This window comes from Streptomyces sp. CC208A, from assembly GCF_030010625.1.
In the GTDB taxonomy this organism is placed as follows: Bacteria; Actinomycetota; Actinomycetes; order Streptomycetales; family Streptomycetaceae; genus Streptomyces.
Genome location: NZ_JASCXN010000001.1, coordinates 38801 through 56014, shown reverse-complemented (window position 1 = coordinate 56014; position 17214 = coordinate 38801). Strand labels below are relative to the sequence as shown.

The window sequence follows — 17214 nt, the reverse complement described above, 5'->3', positions numbered from 1 at the left end:
CGTACCAAGGAGTCAGTGAACAGATGAAGACGATCGACGAGCTTCTCGGCGAGGGCGTCGAGGGCAAGCGGGTGTTCGTCCGCGCCGATCTCAACGTGCCGCTCGACGGCACCACCATCACCGACGACGGCCGCATCCGCGCCGTCGTCCCCACGGTCAAGGCGCTCGCCGACGCGGGCGCCCGGGTCGTGGTCGCCTCCCACCTGGGCCGCCCCAAGGGCGCCCCGGACCCGGCGTTCTCCCTCGCCCCGGCCGCCGCGCGGCTCGGCGAACTGCTCGGCACCGAGGTGGCCTTCGCCACCGACACCGTCGGCGAGTCCGCGCGGGCGACCGTCGCGGGCCTCGCCGACGGCGGCGTGGCCGTCATCGAGAACCTGCGCTTCAACGCCGGCGAGACCTCGAAGGACGACGCCGAGCGCGAGGCCTTCGCGGAGCAGCTGGCCGCCCTCGCCGACCTCTACGTCGGCGACGGCTTCGGCGCCGTCCACCGCAAGCACGCCTCGGTCTACGACCTGCCGGGCAAGCTCCCGCACGCCGCCGGCTACCTCATCGCCACCGAGGTCGGCGTCCTCAAGAAGCTGACGGAGGACGTCCGGCGGCCGTACGCGGTCGTCCTCGGCGGCGCCAAGGTCTCCGACAAGCTCGGCGTGATCGACCACCTCCTGGAGAAGGCCGACCGCATCCTCGTCGGCGGCGGCATGGCCTACACCTTCCTCAAGGCCCAGGGCCACGAGGTCGGCATCTCCCTCCTCCAGGAGGACCAGATCCCGGCCGTCCAGGAGTACCTGAAGCGCGCCAAGGACCGCGGCGTGGAGTTCGTCCTCCCCGTCGACGTCCTGGTCTCCCCGGAGTTCCCGGACCTCAGGACCAAGGCCCCGGCCAATCCCACCGCCGTCGCCGCGGACGCCATCCCGGCCGACCAGGAGGGCCTGGACATCGGTCCGGAGACCCGCAAGCTGTACGCCTCGAAGCTCGCCGACGCGGCCACCGTCTTCTGGAACGGTCCGATGGGCGTCTTCGAGCACCCCGACTACGCCGAGGGCACCAGGGCCGTCGCCCAGGCGCTCGTCGACTCCCCGGCCTTCACCGTGGTCGGCGGCGGCGACTCCGCCGCGGCCGTCCGGCTGCTGGGCTTCGACGAGAACGCTTTCGGCCACATCTCGACCGGTGGCGGTGCCTCCCTCGAATACCTCGAGGGCAAGCAGCTCCCCGGCCTCGTCGCACTGGAGGACTGATCCCCTGATGAGCACCCGCACCCCGCTGATGGCGGGCAACTGGAAGATGAACCTCAACCACCTGGAGGCCATCGCCCACGTCCAGAAGCTCGCCTTCACCCTCACCGACAAGGACTACGACGCCGTCGAGGTCGCCGTCCTCGTCCCCTTCACCGACCTGCGCTCCGTGCAGACCCTGATCGAGGGCGACAAGCTCAAGATCAAGTACGGCGCCCAGGACCTGTCGGCCCACGAGTCCGGCGCGTACACCGGTGAGATCTCCGGCGCCATGCTCGCCAAGCTGAACACCGGCTTCGTCGCCGTCGGCCACTCCGAGCGCCGCCAGTACCACGCCGAGACCGACGAGCTCTGCAACGCCAAGGTGAAGGCCGCCTTCGCCCACGGCATCACCCCGATCCTCTGCGTCGGCGAGGAACTGGACGTGCGCGAGGCCGGCAACGCCGTCCCGCACACCCTCGCCCAGGTCGAGGGCGGCCTGAAGGACGTCCCGGCCGAGCAGGCCGAGACGATCGTGATCGCGTACGAGCCGGTCTGGGCCATCGGCACCGGCAAGGTCTGCGGCGCCGGCGACGCCCAGGAGGTCTGCGGGGCGATCCGCGGCAAGCTCGCCGAGCTGTACTCGCAGGACGTCGCCGACAAGATCCGCATCCAGTACGGTGGCTCCGTCAAGAGCGGCAACGTCGCCGAGATCATGGCGCAGCCCGACATCGACGGCGCCCTGGTCGGCGGCGCCTCGCTGGACGCGGACGAGTTCGTCAAGATCGTGCGCTTCCGCGACCAGTGACGATGTAGAGCGGCGGAGGGATCCGTCGTACCCTTGCGGGGGTCGGGCAGGCGCCCGGCCCCCGTCCCTTATCAAGCTCCGAGGAAGTTGGTCCAGCCGTGGTTATGGGGTTCTCGATCGCCCTGATCGTCTTCAGCGCGCTGCTGATGCTGCTGGTGCTGATGCACAAGGGCAAGGGCGGCGGTCTCTCCGACATGTTCGGTGGCGGCATGCAGTCCTCCGTCGGCGGCTCCTCGGTCGCCGAGCGCAACCTGGACCGGATCACCGTCGTGGTCGGCCTGCTGTGGTTCGCGTGCATTGTCGTACTTGGTCTGCTCATGAAGCTGGACGGGTAACTCCGCACACTGGACGCGCGTTGGGCCTTCCGTAGACTGGGGCATCTTCGAGCACCATCACGCAGGGAGTTACGACCGTGGCAAGTGGCAACGCGATCCGGGGAAGCCGGGTCGGAGCGGGGCCGATGGGGGAGGCCGAGCGAGGCGAGTCGGCGCCGCGCCTCCGCATCTCCTTCTGGTGCTCGAACGGGCACGAGACCCAGCCGAGTTTCGCGAGCGACGCGCAGGTCCCGGACACCTGGGACTGCCCCCGCTGCGGATTCCCGGCCGGACAGGACCGGGACAACCCGCCGGACCCGCCGCGCACCGAGCCGTACAAGACGCACCTCGCCTATGTGCGCGAGCGCCGCAGCGACGCCGACGGCGAGGCGATCCTCGCCGAGGCGCTCGCCAAGCTCCGGGGCGAGATCTGAACAGCCGCTGAACGCCCGACGAAGGGCCTTGCCCGCGAACCCGGTTCGCGGGCAAGGCCCTTCGTCGTGTTCGGCTCCGGTGGCGCGGATCGTCCCGCCCGATCAATTAGGTTTGAGGGGCAGCGGGGCAGAAACGTACGAGAAGAAGTGGGCGATGTCCGAAATGACCACTGAAGGACGCATCAGGCTCAACCGGCTGCCCGAGTGGGCCGCTCTCGGCAAGCACCAGGAGCAGCTGTCCGGCACCCATCTGCGCGAGCTGTTCGCGGCCGACCCGGAGCGCGGCACCCGCTACACCCTGCGGGTCGGCGACCTCCACCTGGACTACTCCAAGCAGCTCGTCACCGACGAGACCCTGACGCTGCTGCGCGAGCTGGCCGCCGCCACCGACGTGGCCGGGCTGCGCGACGCCATGTTCCGCGGCGAGAAGATCAACACCACCGAGGACCGGGCCGTCCTCCACACCGCGCTGCGCGCCCCCCGCGGGGCCGTGATCGAGGTCGACGGCGAGAACGTCGTCCCCAAGGTCCACGCCGTCCTCGACAAGATGGCCGGCTTCGCCGACCGGATCCGCTCCGGCGAGTGGACCGGCCACACCGGCAAGCCCGTCAAGAACATCGTCAACATCGGCATCGGCGGCTCCGACCTCGGCCCCGCCATGGCCTACGAGGTCCTGCGCTCCTACACCCGGCGCGACCTGACGTTCCGTTTCGTCTCCAACGTCGACGGCGCCGACCTCCACGAGGCCGTCCGCGACCTCGACCCGGCCGAGACCCTCTTCATCGTCGCCTCGAAGACCTTCACCACCATCGAGACGGTCACCAACGCGACCTCCGCCCGCGACTGGCTCCTCGGCGGCCTCGGTACCGGCCAGGAGGCCGTCGCCAAGCACTTCGTGGCGCTCTCCACCAACGCCGAGCGGGTCGAGGAGTTCGGCATCGACACCGCCAACATGTTCGAGTTCTGGGACTGGGTCGGCGGCCGCTACTCGTACGACTCCGCCATCGGCCTCTCCCTGATGATCGCCATCGGCCCGGACCGCTTCCGCGAGATGCTCGACGGCTTCCACCTCGTCGACGAGCACTTCCGCACCGCCCCGCCGGAGGAGAACGCGCCGCTGCTCCTCGGCCTCCTCGGCGTCTGGTACGGCGGCTTCTTCGACGCCCAGTCGCACGCCGTCCTGCCGTACTCCCACTACCTGTCCAAGTTCACCGCCTACCTCCAGCAGCTCGACATGGAGTCCAACGGCAAGTCCGTGGACCGCCAGGGCGAGCCGGTCGACTGGCAGACGGGACCGGTCGTCTGGGGCACCCCCGGCACCAACGGGCAGCACGCCTACTACCAGTTGATCCACCAGGGCACCAAGCTCATCCCCGCCGACTTCATCGGCTTCGCCCGCCCGGTCGACGACCTGCCGCCCGGCCTGGTCGCCCAGCACGACCTCCTGATGGCCAACTTCTTCGCCCAGACCCAGGCCCTCGCCTTCGGCAAGACGCCCGAGGAGGTACGGGCCGAGGGCGTGCCGGAGGAGCTCGTCCCGCACAAGACCTTCCGGGGCAACCACCCCACCACCACCGTCCTCGCCGACGCCCTCACCCCCTCGGTCCTCGGCCAGCTGGTGGCGCTCTACGAGCACAAGGTCTTCGTCCAGGGCGCCGTCTGGAACATCGACTCCTTCGACCAGTGGGGCGTCGAGCTCGGCAAGGTCCTCGCCAAGAAGATCGAGCCCGTCCTCACCGGTGACGGGGCCGCCGAGGGCCTCGACAGCTCCACCGCGGCCCTCGTCTCCGCCTACCGCGCCCTGCGCGGCCGGAGCTGAGCGATGGCGGGGGAGACCGCGGTACGGCTCCGGCCGCCGAGGAACGCCGTGGACCGCCGGGCGGTCGGCTGGTGGCGCACCCAGTGCCTCCTCGCCGGAGCCGTCCCGGTCGCCGTCCTCGCCGTGCTCGGCGCCCTGATCGACCCGGCCAGGACCTGGCTGCTCACCGCCGCCGCCGTCCTGGCCGCGCTCGCCCTGGCCGGCGCCGCGTTCTTCCCCGCCTGGTGGTTCCGGGTGCACCGCTGGGAGGTCACCGACGAGGCCGTGTACGTGCGCACGGGCGCCCTGTGGCAGGAGTGGCGGATCGCCCCCATGTCCCGGATCCAGACCGTGGACACCGTACGCGGCCCGCTGGAGCAGCTTTTCGGGCTCGCCACCGTCACCGTCACCACCGCCTCCGCCAAGGGCGCGCTCCGCGTCGAGGGGCTCGACCACGAGCTCGCCGCGGAGCTCGCCGAACGGCTCACCGCGATCACCCGGGCGACCCCCGGGGACGCCACGTGAGCCCCGGCGGCGAGAGCGAGAACGAGGGGGAGTGGCGGCGGCTCGACCGGCGCACCCCCCTCGTCACCGCCGCCGTCCTCTGCGGCATCGCCACCGGCGCCGGGCTGCCGATCGCCGCCGGACTCGCCGGCTCCCGGCCCCTCTGGCAGGCCGTCGCCTGGGTCCTCGCCGGCGCCGCCCTCCTCGTCGGCGGCGGCACCACCGCCGACATCGTGCGCCGACGCCGCACCCGCTACCGGATCGGCCCCGACCGGGTGGCCCTCCACACCGGGCTGCTCCTCCTCAAGCGCCGCTCCCTGGCCCGCGACCGGATCCGCAGCGTCGACCTCACCGCCAACCCGCTCCAGCGCGTCCTCGGCCTCGTCAAGGTCCGCATCGGCACCGGCGAGTCCACCGGCGGCGGCGAGTCCACCCTCGAACTCGAACTCGTCACCCGGGCCGAGGGCGAACGGCTCCGCCGCGTCCTCCTCACCCGCCCCGCCGCCCCCGGTGCCGGCCCCGCCCACGACGGCACCCTCGCCGTCCTCGACCTCCGCTGGCTCCGCTACGCCCCCGTCTCCTTCGTCGCCCCCGCCCTCGGCGGCGCCGCGGCCGGGGCGGTCATGCAGGTCAGCGAGTGGTTCGGTGCCCAGGCCGAGGTCATCGACTGGATAGGGGACCGCTTCGAGTCCGTCTCGCTGCCCTGGATGATCGTCGACCTGGTCCTCCTCGCCACCCTCGCCGGAGCCGTCGGCGCCCTCGGCCTCTGGGTCGAGATGTGGTGGAACTTCCGGCTCGAACGCGAACCCGGCGGCACCCTCCGGGTCCGCCGCGGCCTGTTCACCGCCCGCTCGGTCACCCTGGAGGAGCGGAGGCTGCGCGGTGTCGAACTCGTCGAGCCCCTCGGCGTCCGGCTCTTCGGCGCCGCCCGCGTCGACGCCGTCGCCACCGGCCTCACCGAGGACGACGACAAGCACACCGAGCTCAAGTCCCTGCTGCCGGCCGCGCCCCGGGCCGTCGCCGACCGGGTCGCCGCCCAGGTGCTGCGCGAGCCGGCACCGCCCACCGCCGTCCCGCTCGCCGCCCACCCCCGCGCCGCCCGCACCCGCAGGCTGCGCTGGGCCCTCGGCGCCGTCCTGCTGCCCGCCGCCGTCCTCGCCCTCCTCGGGGCGCTGCTCACCCCGGTGCTGCTGTACGTGGCGGCCGGCTGGACCGTGGTGCTCGCGCCGCTCGCCGTGCTCCTGGCCCGGGACGCGTACCGCTCCCTCGGACACACCGTCAGCGGCGGCTATCTGGTGACCCGTTCGGGCACGGTACGCCGGGCCACCGTCGCCCTCCAGCGGAGCGGGATCATCGGCTGGACGGTCAAGCAGTCGTACGTCCAGCGCCGGGCCGGGATCCTCACCCTCACCGCCACCACGGCCGCCGGAGAGGGCGCCTACGACGTCCTGGACGCGGGGGAGTCCCAGGGCCTCGCCCTCGCCGACCAGGCCGTACCGGGGCTGCTCGCGCCCTTCCTCGTACCCGCGGAAACGCCGGAGGCCCGGTCCGCCGAGGGGTGAACCGGGCCTCCTGGGGCCGTGCGTGAGGCTCCGTCAGTACAGGCCCCGCGGCAGCTCCGAGGCCGCCGCCGTGTCCATCAGCCACAGCGTGCGCTCGCGGCCGTAGGCACCGGCCGCCGGGGTCCGCACCTCGTCCGCGTCGCCGGAGAGCGCGAGGGCCGCGGCCTTCGCCTTGTCCTCGCCGGCCGCCAGCAGCCAGACCTCCTCGGCCGCCCGGATCGCCGGGAGCGTCAGGGAGATCCGGGTCGGCGGCGGCTTGGGCGCGTCGTACACCCCCACCACCGTCCGCCCGGTCTCGCGGACCGCCGGGAGCTCCGGGAAGAGCGAGGCCACGTGGGTGTCCGGGCCGACGCCGAGCATCAGCACGTCGAAGGCCGGCACCCGGCCGCCGGGGCCCGCCGCGGCGGCCAGTTCGGCCGCGTAGGCCGCCGCGGCGGCGTCGGCGTCGTCCCCGTGCGGGCCGTCCGAGGCCGGCATGGCGTGCACCCGGGCGGGGTCCAGCGGGACCCGGTCGAGCAGCGCCTCGCGGGCCTGGGTGACGTTCCGCTCCGGGTCGCCCTCGGGCAGGAACCGCTCGTCGCCCCACCACAGGTCGAGCCGCGACCAGTCGACCGCGTCCCGGGCGGGCGCCGCCGCGAGCGCGGCGAGCAGCCCGTTGCCGTTGCGGCCGCCGGTCAGCACGACCGAGGCGGTGCCCCGGGCGGACTGGGCGTCCACGATCCGCGTGATCAGCCGGGCCGCGGCGGCCTCGGCCATCAGCTCCTTGTCCCGGTGGACCACCAGCTGGGGAGTGCTCACTTCGCCGCCGCCTTCTTCGCCGGGGTCTTCTTGACGGGGGCCTTCTTCACCGGCTCGGCGGCCACCGGCTCCGCCGTGACGTCCACCGGCTCCTCGGGCGCGGGGGCGGTGACGGCCGCCTCCTCGTCGAGCCGCTCCAGGCCGTACTTCAGGGCCGCCGCGTAGGTGTCGTCCGGGTCGAGCCGGCGCAGCTCCTCCGCGATCAGCTCGGCCGTCTCGCGCCGCTTGAGCGCCACCGCGCGGTCCGGCTGGCCGTCTATGGAGAGGGTGGCGAGCGAACCGTCGGGCCGGTCGAGCACGATCGGGCCCGCGCTGGTCTGCAGCCGTACGGAGGTGAGGCCGGGGCCCGTCGACTTCGAGCGCCGCACCGGCACCTTCAGCCGCTCGGCCAGCCACATCGCGAGCAGTTCCACGCTCGGGTTGAACTCCTCGCCCTCCACGTCGGCCGAGGTCACCTCGCAGCGGACCTGGTCGAGCGCGGCGGCCAGCATCGAACGCCACGGCGTGATCCGGGTCCACGACAGGTCGGTGTCGCCGGGGGTGTAGGCGTCCGCGCGCGCGGTCAGCTCCTCGATGGGCTGCTCGGCGGCGTACGTGTCGGTCACCCGCCGCTGGGCGAGGGCGCCCAGCGGGTCGTTCGCCGGGTCGGTCGGCGCGCTCACCGGCCACCAGACGACGACGGGGGCGTCCGGGAGGAGCAGCGGCAGCACCACCGACTGGGCGTGGTCGGTGACCTCGCCGTACAGCCGGAGGATCACCGTCTCCCCGGAACCGGCGTCGGCGCCGAGGCGGACCTCGGCGTCGAGCCGGGTCTTGGCCCGGTCCCGCGGCGTGCGCGAGACCCGCTTGATCACCACGAGGGTCCGCGAGGGGTGCTCGCGGGACGCCTCGTTGGCCGCCTTCAGCGCGTCGTAGGCGTTCTCCTCGTCGGTGACGATCACGAGGGTGAGCACCATGCCGACGGCCGGGGTGCCGATCGCCCGCCGCCCGAGCACCAGCGCCTTGTTGATCTTGGAGGACGTGGTGTCCGTCAGGTCGGTCTTCATGGCCGCCGCCAGCTCCTGCCGTCTCGTGCGAGCATCTCGTCCGCCTCGACCGGACCCCAGGTCCCGGACTCGTACTGGGCGGGCTTGCCGTGCGTGTCCCAGTACTTCTCGATCGGGTCGAGGATCTTCCAGGACAGCTCGACCTCCTCCACGCGCGGGAAGAGGTTGGAGTCGCCGAGCAGGACGTCGAGGATGAGCCGCTCGTACGCCTCGGGGCTGGACTCGGTGAAGGACTCGCCGTAGGCGAAGTCCATCGACACGTCCCGGATCTCCATCTGGGTGCCCGGCACCTTGGAGCCGAAGCGGACGGTGACGCCCTCGTCCGGCTGGACCCGGATGACGATGGCGTTGCGGCCCAGCTCCTCCGTCGCCGTGTGGTCGAAGGGGGAGTGCGGGGCGCGCTGGAAGACCACCGCGATCTCGGTGACCCGGCGGCCGAGCCGCTTGCCGGTGCGCAGGTAGAAGGGGACGCCCGCCCAGCGGCGGTTGTCGATCCCCAGCTTGATCGCCGCGTAGGTGTCGGTCTTCGACTGGGGGTCGATGCCCTCTTCCTGGAGGTAGCCGACGGCCTTCGCGCCACCCTGCCAGCCGGCCGCGTACTGTCCGCGGACGGTGGAGGTCGCCAGGTCCTTGGGCAGCCGGACGGCGCCGAGGACCTTGGTCTTCTCCGCGGCGAGCGCGTCGGCGTCGAAGGAGGCGGGCTCCTCCATCGCGGTCAGCGCGAGCAACTGGAGCAGGTGGTTCTGGATGACGTCACGGGCGGCGCCGATGCCGTCGTAGTAGCCGGCGCGGCCGCCGATGCCGATGTCCTCGGCCATGGTGATCTGCACGTGGTCGACGTACGACCGGTTCCAGATCGGCTCGAAGAGGGTGTTGGCGAAGCGGAGCGCCAGGATGTTCTGGACGGTCTCCTTGCCGAGGTAGTGGTCGATGCGGAAGACCGCCTCGGGCGGGAAGACCTCGTGGACGACCTCGTTGAGCTCCTTGGCGGAGGCCAGGTCGTGGCCGAAGGGCTTCTCGATGACGGCGCGGCGCCAGGAGCCGTTCTTCTGGTCGGCCAGGCCGTGCTTCTTCAGCTGCCGGACGACGAGCGGGAAGAACTTCGGCGGCACGGACAGGTAGAAGGCGAAGTTGCCCCCGGTGCCCTGCGCCTTGTCCAGCTCCTCGATGGTGTCCTTGAGCTGCTCGAAGGCCTCGTCGCTGTCGAAGTCGCCCTGGACGAAGCGCATGCCCTGGATCAGCTGCTGCCAGACCTCCTCGCGGAAGGGGGTGCGGGCGTGCTGCTTGACGGCGTCGTGGACCTCCTGCGCGAAGTCCTCGTCCTGCCACTCGCGGCGGGCGAAGCCGATGAGCGAGAAGCCCGGCGGCAGCAGGCCGCGGTTGGCCAGGTCGTAGACGGCGGGCATCAGCTTCTTACGGGACAAATCGCCCGTGACGCCGAAGATGACCAGGCCCGACGGCCCCGCGATGCGCGGGAGCCGTCGGTCTGCGGCGTCACGGAGCGGGTTGGCTCCGTGGACGGTGCTCACTGTGGTCAGCCCTCCGAAGGGGCGAGGCGCTTGAGCTCCGCCTCGGTCGAGCCGAGCAGGTCGTTCCAGGACGCCTCGAACTTCTCGACGCCCTCGTCCTCCAGGAGCTGGACCACGTCGTCGTAGCTGATGCCCAGCTTGGCGACGGCCTCCAGGACCTCGCGGGAGGCGTCGTACGTGCCGCGCACGGTGTCGCCGGCGACCTCGCCGTGGTCGGCGGTGGCCTCCAGGGTCGCCTCCGGCATGGTGTTGACCGTGCCCGGGGCGACCAGGTCCACCACGTACAGCGTGTCCTTGTACGCCGGGTCCTTCACGCCGGTCGAGGCCCACAGCGGACGCTGCTTGTTGGCCTGCGCCTTGTCCAGGGCCGCCCAGCGCTCCGAGGAGTCCGAGAAGACCTCCTCGTACGCCTCGTAGGCCAGGCGCGCGTTGGCCAGGGCCGCCTTGCCCTTGAGCGCCTTGGCCTCGTCGGTGCCGATGCCGTCCAGGCGCTTGTCGATCTCCGTGTCCACGCGGGAGACGAAGAAGGACGCCACCGAGTGGATCTTCGACAGGTCGAGGCCGCGCTCGCGGGCCTTCTCCAGGCCCGCCAGGTAGGCGTCCATGACCGCGCGGTAGCGCTCCAGGGAGAAGATCAGCGTCACGTTCACGCTGATGCCGAGACCGATGACCTCGGTGATCGCCGGCAGACCCGCCTGGGTGGCCGGGATCTTGATGAGCGTGTTCGGGCGGTCCACCAGCCACGCCAGCTGCTTCGCCTCGGCGATCGTGGCGGCCGTCTCGTGGGCGAGGCGCGGGTCGACCTCGATGGAGACCCGGCCGTCCTGGCCGTCCGTCGAGTCGAAGACCGGGCGCAGGATGTCGGCGGCGTCACGGACGTCCGCCGTCGTGATCATGCGGATGGCCTCGTCCACGGTGACCTTGCGGGAGGCGAGGTCGGCCAGCTGCTGGTCGTAGCCGTGCCCCTCGGAGATCGCCTTCTGGAAGATCGACGGGTTGGTCGTCACGCCGACCACGTGGGACTGGTCGATGAGCTCGGCCAGGTTGCCGGACGTGATCCGCTGACGCGAGAGGTCGTCCAGCCAGATCGCGACGCCTTCGTCGGAGAGGCGCTTGAGAGCGTCTGTCATGAGAGTTGCATCTCCAATAAGTCGTACGTATCCGCGTCAGCGCGCGGCGGCGTCGATCGATTCCCGGGCGGCGGCCACGACGGCCTCCGGCGTGAAACCGAACTCACGGAAGAGGACCTTGGCGTCGGCCGAGGCGCCGAAGTGCTCCAGGGAGACGATCCGGCCCGCGTCACCGACGTACTTGTGCCACGTCAGACCGACACCGGCCTCGACCGCCACCCGCGCCTTCACCGAGGCCGGCAGGACGGAGTCCTTGTACGCCTGGTCCTGCTCCTCGAACCACTCCACCGACGGCATCGAGACCACCCGGGTCGGGACGCCGGACGCCTGGAGCCGCTCGCGGGCCTCGACGGCCAGGTGCACCTCGGAACCGGTCGCGATGAGGACGACCTCGGGCGTGCCGCCCTCGGCCTCGAACATCACGTAGCCGCCCTTGGCCGCGTCCTCGTTCGGCGCGTAGGTCGGCACACCCTGGCGGGTGAGCGCCAGACCGTGCGGCGCGCCCTTCAGGTACTCGCGCGTGTGCCGCTTCATGATCTCGCGCCAGGCGATCGCCGTCTCGTTGGCGTCGGCCGGGCGGACCACGTTCAGGCCCGGGATCGCGCGCAGCGAGGCCAGGTGCTCCACCGGCTGGTGGGTCGGGCCGTCCTCGCCGAGACCGATCGAGTCGTGCGTCCACACGTAGGTCACCGGCAGGTGCATCAGGGCCGACAGGCGCACCGCGTTGCGCATGTAGTCCGAGAAGACCAGGAAGGTGCCGCCGTAGATCCGGGTGTTGCCGTGCAGCGCGATGCCGTTCATCTCCGCGGCCATGGCGTGCTCGCGGATGCCGAAGTGGATCGTGCGGCCGTACGGGTCGGCCTCCGGCAGCGGGTTGCCCTCGGGGAGGAAGGAGGACGTCTTGTCGATCGTCGTGTTGTTCGAGCCCGCGAGGTCGGCCGAGCCGCCCCACAGCTCGGGGACGACCTCGCCGAGCGCCTGGAGGACCTTGCCCGAGGCGGCGCGGGTGGCGACGCTCTTGCCCGCCTCGAAGACCGGGAGCTTCTCCTCCCAGCCGGCCGGCAGCTCGTTGGCCTGGATCCGGTCGAACTCGGCGGCCCGCTCCGGGTTGGCCGTACGCCACTCGGAGAGCTGCTTCTCCCACGCGGCGCGGGCCTCGCGGCCCCGGTCGCCGAGGGCGCGGGTGTGGGCGATGACCTCGTCGGAGACCTCGAAGCTCTGCTCCGGGTCGAAGCCCAGGACGCGCTTGGTGGCCGCGACCTCCTCGTCGCCGAGCGCCGAGCCGTGCGCGGCCTCGGTGTTCTGCGCGCTCGGCGCCGGCCAGGCGATGATCGAGCGCATCGCGATGAACGACGGACGCTCGGTCTCGGCCTCGGCCGCCCGGATCGCCGCGTACAGCGCGGCCGGGTCCAGGTCGCCGTTCTGCTGCGGCTCCACGCGCTGCACGTGCCAGCCGTACGCCTCGTACCGCTTCATCGTGTCCTCGGACACGGCGGTCTCGGTGTCGCCCTCGATCGAGATGTGGTTGTCGTCCCACAGCAGGATCAGGTTGCCCAGCTTCTGGTGGCCCGCGAGCGAGGACGCCTCGGCGGAGATGCCCTCCTGGAGGCAGCCGTCACCGGCGATCACGTACACGCGGTGGTCGAAGGGGGAGGTGCCGGGGGCCGCCTCCGGGTCGAACAGGCCGCGCTCGTAACGGGCGGCCATCGCCATGCCCACGGCGTTCGCGACACCCTGGCCCAGCGGACCCGTGGTGGTCTCGACACCGGCCGTGTGGCCGTACTCGGGGTGGCCCGGGGTCTTCGAACCCCAGGTGCGGAACGCCTTGAGGTCGTCGAGCTCCAGACCGAAGCCGCCCAGGTACAGCTGGGTGTACAGGGTCAGGGAGGAGTGGCCAGCGGAGAGCACGAACCGGTCGCGGCCGACCCACTCGGGGTCGGACGGGTCGTGGCGCATCACCTTCTGGAAGAGGGTGTACGCGGCCGGCGCGAGGCTCATCGCCGTACCGGGATGGCCGTTGCCGACCTTCTGTACGGCGTCCGCGGCCAGGATGCGGGCGGTGTCGACGGCCCGCTGGTCCAATTCGGTCCACTGGAGGTCTGTGGTGGTCGGCTTAGTGCTCACCCTGGGTCAGGGCTCCTCTCCACATGTCTGTAGCCGGTGACTGAGGGTGTACCGGCGGTGTCGAGCCTACCCCCGAAAAAGCCCCCTCTTTTCGTGTCCATGCCCCTCAAATGAGCGGCACACGGCAAGAGTGCCGGTGGCCGCCGCGCTTCGCCTCCCGAACGGCGCGCCGAAGGGTGTCCACCCCTTGATACGAGGCCGGACGCCCGTCGGCATGAGGCCGGACGCCCGCCCCCGGGTGACCCCCGCCAACACGACCCCACCCCCGCGAAGACCGGCCTATGGGCAACGTCTACAGTGGCGTGGTACGCGCAAGTTTCACCCCGCCTTTATTCCGGGGGGCTTGCTGGGATTTCTCTGTCAGGGGTGTGCGTGACGGCCGTCGAGTCCCGACCCGCAGGGGTCGTCTTGACTCCCAGCCCGGGGGGCCATCGGCCGTTCGGGGCCCGCGTCAAGGCATTCGTGGCGCTGACCAAGCCGCGGATCATCGAACTGCTGCTCATCACCACCGTCCCGGTGATGTTCCTCGCCGAACAGGGGATCCCCGACCTCTGGCTGGTGCTCGCCACCTGCTTCGGCGGCTACCTGTCGGCCGGCGGCGCCAACGCGCTCAACATGTACATCGACCGCGACATCGACGCGCTGATGGACCGCACCTCGCAGCGCCCGCTGGTCACCGGCATGGTCTCGCCGCGCGAGGGCCTGGTCTTCGGCCTCACCCTCGCGGTGGTCTCCACGCTCTGGTTCGGCCTGCTCGTCAACTGGCTCTCCGCGTGGCTGTCGCTGGGCGCGCTCCTCTTCTACGTGGTCGTCTACACGATGATCCTGAAGCGGCGCACCGCGCAGAACATCGTCTGGGGCGGCATCGCCGGCTGCATGCCTGTCCTCATCGGCTGGTCCTCGGTCACGAACTCGATGTCCTGGGCCGCCGTCGTCCTCTTCATGGTCATCTTCTTCTGGACGCCGCCGCACTACTGGCCGCTGTCGATGAAGGTGAAGGAGGACTACGCGCGCGTGGGCGTGCCCATGCTGCCGGTCCTCGCCTCCAACAAGGTCGTCGCCCGGCAGATCGTCCTCTACAGCTGGGTCATGGTCGCGGTCTCGCTGCTGCTCACCCCGCTGGGCTACACCGGCTGGTTCTACACCGCCGTCGCCCTGGTCACCGGCGGCTGGTGGCTCTGGGAGGCGCACGCGCTCCTCAACCGCGCCAAGGCGGAGGTCACCGGCGCGAAGCTCAAGGAGATGCGCCTCTTCCACTGGTCCATCACCTATGTGTCGCTGCTCTTCGTGGCGGTCGCGGTGGACCCCTTCCTGCGGTAGACACCGTCCTTCCCGGCGACGGCCGGGCCGTGTGGGGTGTCCCACGCGGCCCGGCCGTCGTCAGTCGATCTACCGCTCGGTAGCATCCTTGTCATGGCAGACACCAAGGAAGACACCACGGCCGTCTCCCCGCGCGCCGAGCGCAAGGCGGCCAAGCTGGCCAAGGAGATCCGGGCCTTCGCCAAGGAGCACGGCGGCGCCGAGGGCCAGCTCGCCCACATCGGCCAGGCCGGCACCCGGATCGTCCTCGTCGGCGAGGACGGCGGCTGGGGCGACCTGGTGGCCCCCACCCACGAGATCGCCCGGCAGGCCGCCGAGAAGGCCGGGCTGACCCTGCACGACGAGTTCGACGGCGAGTTCGCCGCCAAGGTCGTCACCGGCCCGTACGAGTGGACCCGCATGGCCGGCATCCAGCTCGGCGGCCCCTCCAACAGCTGAACCGCCCACCGGGACCGGCGCCAGGCAACAACCTCGCACGGGGCTCACCCGTTAGGACGTGTGGAGACACGCCCACGCAGGGAGCCCCCGAGATGATCGACACGCCGCGCCTGGTGGACCAGTACTGCCACGGGGTGCTCCGGACGGAGCTGGGCCTCGGCACCTTCGAGGCCCACCTCGGTCCGGCCGCCGTCCTGCCGGCCTCCGGCACCACCTTCTTCGACACCCAGACGGGTTTCGCGGTACGCCGCTGGTGCCCGCCGCTCCTCGGGCTCGAACCGCACTGCCCGCCCGTCCGCTACCTCGCCCGCCGCCGCGAGCTCGGCGTCGCCGAGACCGGCCGCCGGCTGCTGCGGGGCGCCGGCATCGCCACGTACCTCGTGGACACCGGCCTGCCCGGGGACCTCACCGGGCCCGCCGAGCTGGCCGCCGCCGGCGGGGCCCGCGCCCACGAGATCGTCCGCCTCGAACCCCTCGCCGAGCAGGTCGCCGACACCTCGGGGACCGTCGACGGCTTCCTCGCCAACCTCACCGAGGCCGTCCAGGACGCCGCCGTGCGCTCCGTGGCCTTCTCCTCGGTCTCCGCCCCGCGCTGCGGCCTCGGCGCCGCCGCGGAGCCCCCCGGGCGCGGCGAGGCCCGCCGGGCCGCCGGACGCTGGCTCGCGGACCGGCCCGCCGGAGGCCCCCTGGACTCGCCGGTGCTCCTGCGCCACCTGCTGTGGACCGCGGTGGGCGCGGGCCGGCCGCTCCAGCTGCACACCGCGGACCGGGACCCGGCGGGGCTCGCCGGTTTCGCCGCCGCCACGACCGGGCTCGGCGCCGACCTCGTCCTGCTGCACGGCTCCCCGCACCACCGGACGGCCGCCCGGCTGGCCGGGGCCTTCCCGCACGTCTACGCGGATCTGGGCGCCGCCCTCGCGCACACCGGGGCACGGGCGGCGGACGTCCTCGCCGAGGTCCTGGAGCTGGCCCCCTTCGGCAAGCTGCTCTACTCCAGCGGCGCCCGCGGCCTGCCCGAACTCCACGTGGTCGCCGCCAGCGCCTTCCGCACCGCCCTCGGCCGCGTGCTCGGCGCCTGGGTGGCGGACGGCGCCTGGTCCCGTACGGACGCGCAGCGGGTCGCCTCGATGATCGCCGCGGACAACGCGACGCGGGTCTACCGGCTGGGCTGAGGCTGCCGATGGACCCGCGCCGACGCTCTCAGGCCTTCGCGAGCTCCGGGTCGGGCTGGGCCGGGATCTCCGGAGTGGCGATCGGGCGCTCGCGCAGGCTCAGGGCCAGGCGCAGCACCGCGATCCACATCAGGGACGAGCCGAGCATGTGGGCGGCTACCAGGAGCTCCGGGACACCGGTGAAGTACTGGACGTAACCGATGCCGCCCTGGAGCAGCAGCACGATCAGCAGGTCGCGGGCGCGGGCCCGGGTGTCGTCCGGGGCGTCGACCACGCGCAGGACCAGCCACATCGCGAGGGCGAGGGCGCAGACGGCCCAGGCGGAGACCGCGTGGAGGTGGGCGGCGTTCGTCCAGTCCCACGGCATGCGGGGCACGTCGCTGCTGTCGCCCGCGTGCTTGCCGGCGCCGGTCACCGTCGTGCCGAGCGCGATCAGCAGGGCCGACACGATCGTGATCGCCCAGGACAGCTTCCGTACCGGCTTCGGCACGCGCGGGCGTGCGGGCGTGTCGCCCTCGCCGGCCCGGTGCCAGGTGATCACGGCGACGGTGAGCAGCGCGTTGGCGGCGAGGAAGTGGCCCGCCACCGTCCACGGGTTGAGGCCCATCCACACCGTGATGCCGCCGAGGACGGCGTTGCTCATCACGATCCAGAACTGCGCCCAGCCCCAGCGGCTCAGGTTCCGCCGCCGCGGCTTGGCGGAGCGGGCGGCGATGATCGCCCAGCCGACGGCCGCCGACAGGACGTAGGTCAGCATGCGGTTGCCGAACTCGACGTAGCCGTGGAAGCCCTGCTCGGCGGTGACGATGAGGCTGTCGTCCGTGCACTTGGGCCAGGTGTCGCAGCCGAGACCGGAGCCGGTCAGCCGGACCGCGCCGCCGGTCACGATGATCAGCACGCTCATCACGACGGCGGAGAGCGCGGCGCGCCGGAGCGTCCGGGGGGACGGGGTCCAGCGCTGGGCGATGAAGGCGAGGGGGGTCTGCACGGGCCCTATCGTAGGGGCGGGCTTGTGCACGCTTTCAC

Annotated in this window: 16 protein-coding genes; 10 read left to right on the top strand and 6 right to left on the bottom strand. The window is 72.0% G+C overall.

All coding sequences use genetic code 11. The features are described from left to right. Positions 1–23: 23 nt before the first annotated feature. The 7 genes from QK442_RS00255 to QK442_RS00225 all read left to right on the top strand — a co-directional run bounded on the left by QK442_RS00255 (position 24) and on the right by QK442_RS00225 (position 6631). Positions 24–1235 (top strand): phosphoglycerate kinase, encoded by a 1212-nt coding sequence (locus QK442_RS00255; RefSeq protein ID WP_282691673.1) that lies wholly within the window; start codon positions 24–26, stop codon positions 1233–1235. Between the two features lie 7 nt (positions 1236–1242). Further along, positions 1243–2019, top strand: coding sequence for a triose-phosphate isomerase (gene tpiA, locus QK442_RS00250; RefSeq protein WP_282691672.1), 777 nt, complete (start codon positions 1243–1245; stop codon positions 2017–2019). 104 nt (positions 2020–2123) lie between these two features. Beyond that, positions 2124–2354: a preprotein translocase subunit SecG gene (gene secG, locus QK442_RS00245; protein WP_030205174.1), complete on the top strand. Its 231-nt coding sequence runs from the start codon at positions 2124–2126 to the stop codon at positions 2352–2354. Positions 2355–2431: 77 nt separating this feature from the next. Then, the gene (locus QK442_RS00240) at positions 2432–2767 is read left to right on the top strand and encodes an RNA polymerase-binding protein RbpA (RefSeq protein WP_003957010.1); all 336 of its coding nucleotides are present in this window, start codon (positions 2432–2434) and stop codon (positions 2765–2767) included. Between the two features lie 163 nt (positions 2768–2930). Next, the gene (gene pgi / locus QK442_RS00235) at positions 2931–4586 is read left to right on the top strand and encodes a glucose-6-phosphate isomerase (RefSeq protein ID WP_282692032.1); all 1656 of its coding nucleotides are present in this window, start codon (positions 2931–2933) and stop codon (positions 4584–4586) included. Between the two features lie 3 nt (positions 4587–4589). Beyond that, entirely contained in the window at positions 4590–5090 is a 501-nt protein-coding gene (locus QK442_RS00230) for a PH domain-containing protein (RefSeq protein ID WP_282691671.1), read from the top strand. After that, positions 5087–6631 (top strand): PH domain-containing protein, encoded by a 1545-nt coding sequence (locus tag QK442_RS00225; RefSeq protein WP_282691670.1) that lies wholly within the window; start codon positions 5087–5089, stop codon positions 6629–6631. Before QK442_RS00230 ends, QK442_RS00225 begins: the two co-directional genes overlap by 4 nt. Positions 6632–6664: 33 nt before the next feature. Here the strand turns inward: QK442_RS00225 and pgl are convergent, their stop codons facing one another. Genes pgl through tkt form a run of 5 tightly spaced genes read right to left on the bottom strand, consistent with a single transcriptional unit; the run spans position 6665 to position 13258 of the window. Next, entirely contained in the window at positions 6665–7429 is a 765-nt protein-coding gene (gene pgl / locus QK442_RS00220) for a 6-phosphogluconolactonase (protein WP_282691669.1), read from the bottom strand. Continuing rightward, positions 7426–8475 (bottom strand): glucose-6-phosphate dehydrogenase assembly protein OpcA, encoded by a 1050-nt coding sequence (opcA, locus tag QK442_RS00215; RefSeq protein WP_282691668.1) that lies wholly within the window; start codon positions 8473–8475, stop codon positions 7426–7428. The genes pgl and opcA overlap by 4 nt, the downstream gene beginning before the upstream one ends. Next, positions 8472–10004, bottom strand: a complete 1533-nt coding sequence (zwf, locus tag QK442_RS00210; RefSeq protein WP_282691667.1) for a glucose-6-phosphate dehydrogenase — start codon at positions 10002–10004, stop codon at positions 8472–8474. Before zwf ends, opcA begins: the two co-directional genes overlap by 4 nt. Positions 10005–10009: 5 nt before the next feature. Continuing rightward, positions 10010–11134, bottom strand: coding sequence for a transaldolase (gene tal, locus QK442_RS00205; protein ID WP_282691666.1), 1125 nt, complete (start codon positions 11132–11134; stop codon positions 10010–10012). A 36-nt stretch (positions 11135–11170) separates the two neighbouring features. Beyond that, positions 11171–13258 carry a transketolase gene (gene tkt, locus QK442_RS00200; RefSeq protein WP_282691665.1) on the bottom strand — a complete coding sequence of 696 codons (2088 nt, stop codon included), beginning with the start codon at positions 13256–13258 and terminating at the stop codon, positions 11171–11173. A 372-nt stretch (positions 13259–13630) separates the two neighbouring features. Between tkt and QK442_RS00195 the strand changes: the two genes are divergently transcribed. The 3 genes from QK442_RS00195 to QK442_RS00185 all read left to right on the top strand — a co-directional run bounded on the left by QK442_RS00195 (position 13631) and on the right by QK442_RS00185 (position 16188). Continuing rightward, positions 13631–14578 carry a heme o synthase gene (locus QK442_RS00195; protein WP_282691664.1) on the top strand — a complete coding sequence of 316 codons (948 nt, stop codon included), beginning with the start codon at positions 13631–13633 and terminating at the stop codon, positions 14576–14578. A gap of 93 nt (positions 14579–14671) precedes the next feature. Further along, positions 14672–15016: a hypothetical protein gene (locus QK442_RS00190; RefSeq protein WP_282691663.1), complete on the top strand. Its 345-nt coding sequence runs from the start codon at positions 14672–14674 to the stop codon at positions 15014–15016. A gap of 92 nt (positions 15017–15108) precedes the next feature. Next, positions 15109–16188, top strand: a complete 1080-nt coding sequence (locus QK442_RS00185; protein ID WP_282691662.1) for an amidohydrolase family protein — start codon at positions 15109–15111, stop codon at positions 16186–16188. A 28-nt stretch (positions 16189–16216) separates the two neighbouring features. Here QK442_RS00185 and QK442_RS00180 read toward each other — a convergent pair whose 3' ends face one another. After that, positions 16217–17206, bottom strand: coding sequence for a COX15/CtaA family protein (locus tag QK442_RS00180; RefSeq protein ID WP_282691661.1), 990 nt, complete (start codon positions 17204–17206; stop codon positions 16217–16219). Positions 17207–17214: the final 8 nt, after the last annotated feature.

What these genes read in the sequence shown, in the direction of transcription:
- QK442_RS00190 (WP_282691663.1), top strand. Translation starts at nt 14,672, where the DNA reads ATGGCAGACACCAAGGAAGACACCACGGCCGTCTCCCCGCGCGCCGAG.
- tal (WP_282691666.1), bottom strand. Translation starts at nt 11,134, where the DNA reads ATGACAGACGCTCTCAAGCGCCTCTCCGACGAAGGCGTCGCGATCTGG.
- opcA (WP_282691668.1), bottom strand. Translation starts at nt 8,475, where the DNA reads ATGAAGACCGACCTGACGGACACCACGTCCTCCAAGATCAACAAGGCG.
- QK442_RS00255 (WP_282691673.1), top strand. Translation starts at nt 24, where the DNA reads ATGAAGACGATCGACGAGCTTCTCGGCGAGGGCGTCGAGGGCAAGCGG.
- pgi (WP_282692032.1), top strand. Translation starts at nt 2,931, where the DNA reads ATGACCACTGAAGGACGCATCAGGCTCAACCGGCTGCCCGAGTGGGCC.
- secG (WP_030205174.1), top strand. Translation starts at nt 2,124, where the DNA reads ATGGGGTTCTCGATCGCCCTGATCGTCTTCAGCGCGCTGCTGATGCTG.
- QK442_RS00185 (WP_282691662.1), top strand. Translation starts at nt 15,109, where the DNA reads ATGATCGACACGCCGCGCCTGGTGGACCAGTACTGCCACGGGGTGCTC.
- QK442_RS00230 (WP_282691671.1), top strand. Translation starts at nt 4,590, where the DNA reads ATGGCGGGGGAGACCGCGGTACGGCTCCGGCCGCCGAGGAACGCCGTG.
- tpiA (WP_282691672.1), top strand. Translation starts at nt 1,243, where the DNA reads ATGAGCACCCGCACCCCGCTGATGGCGGGCAACTGGAAGATGAACCTC.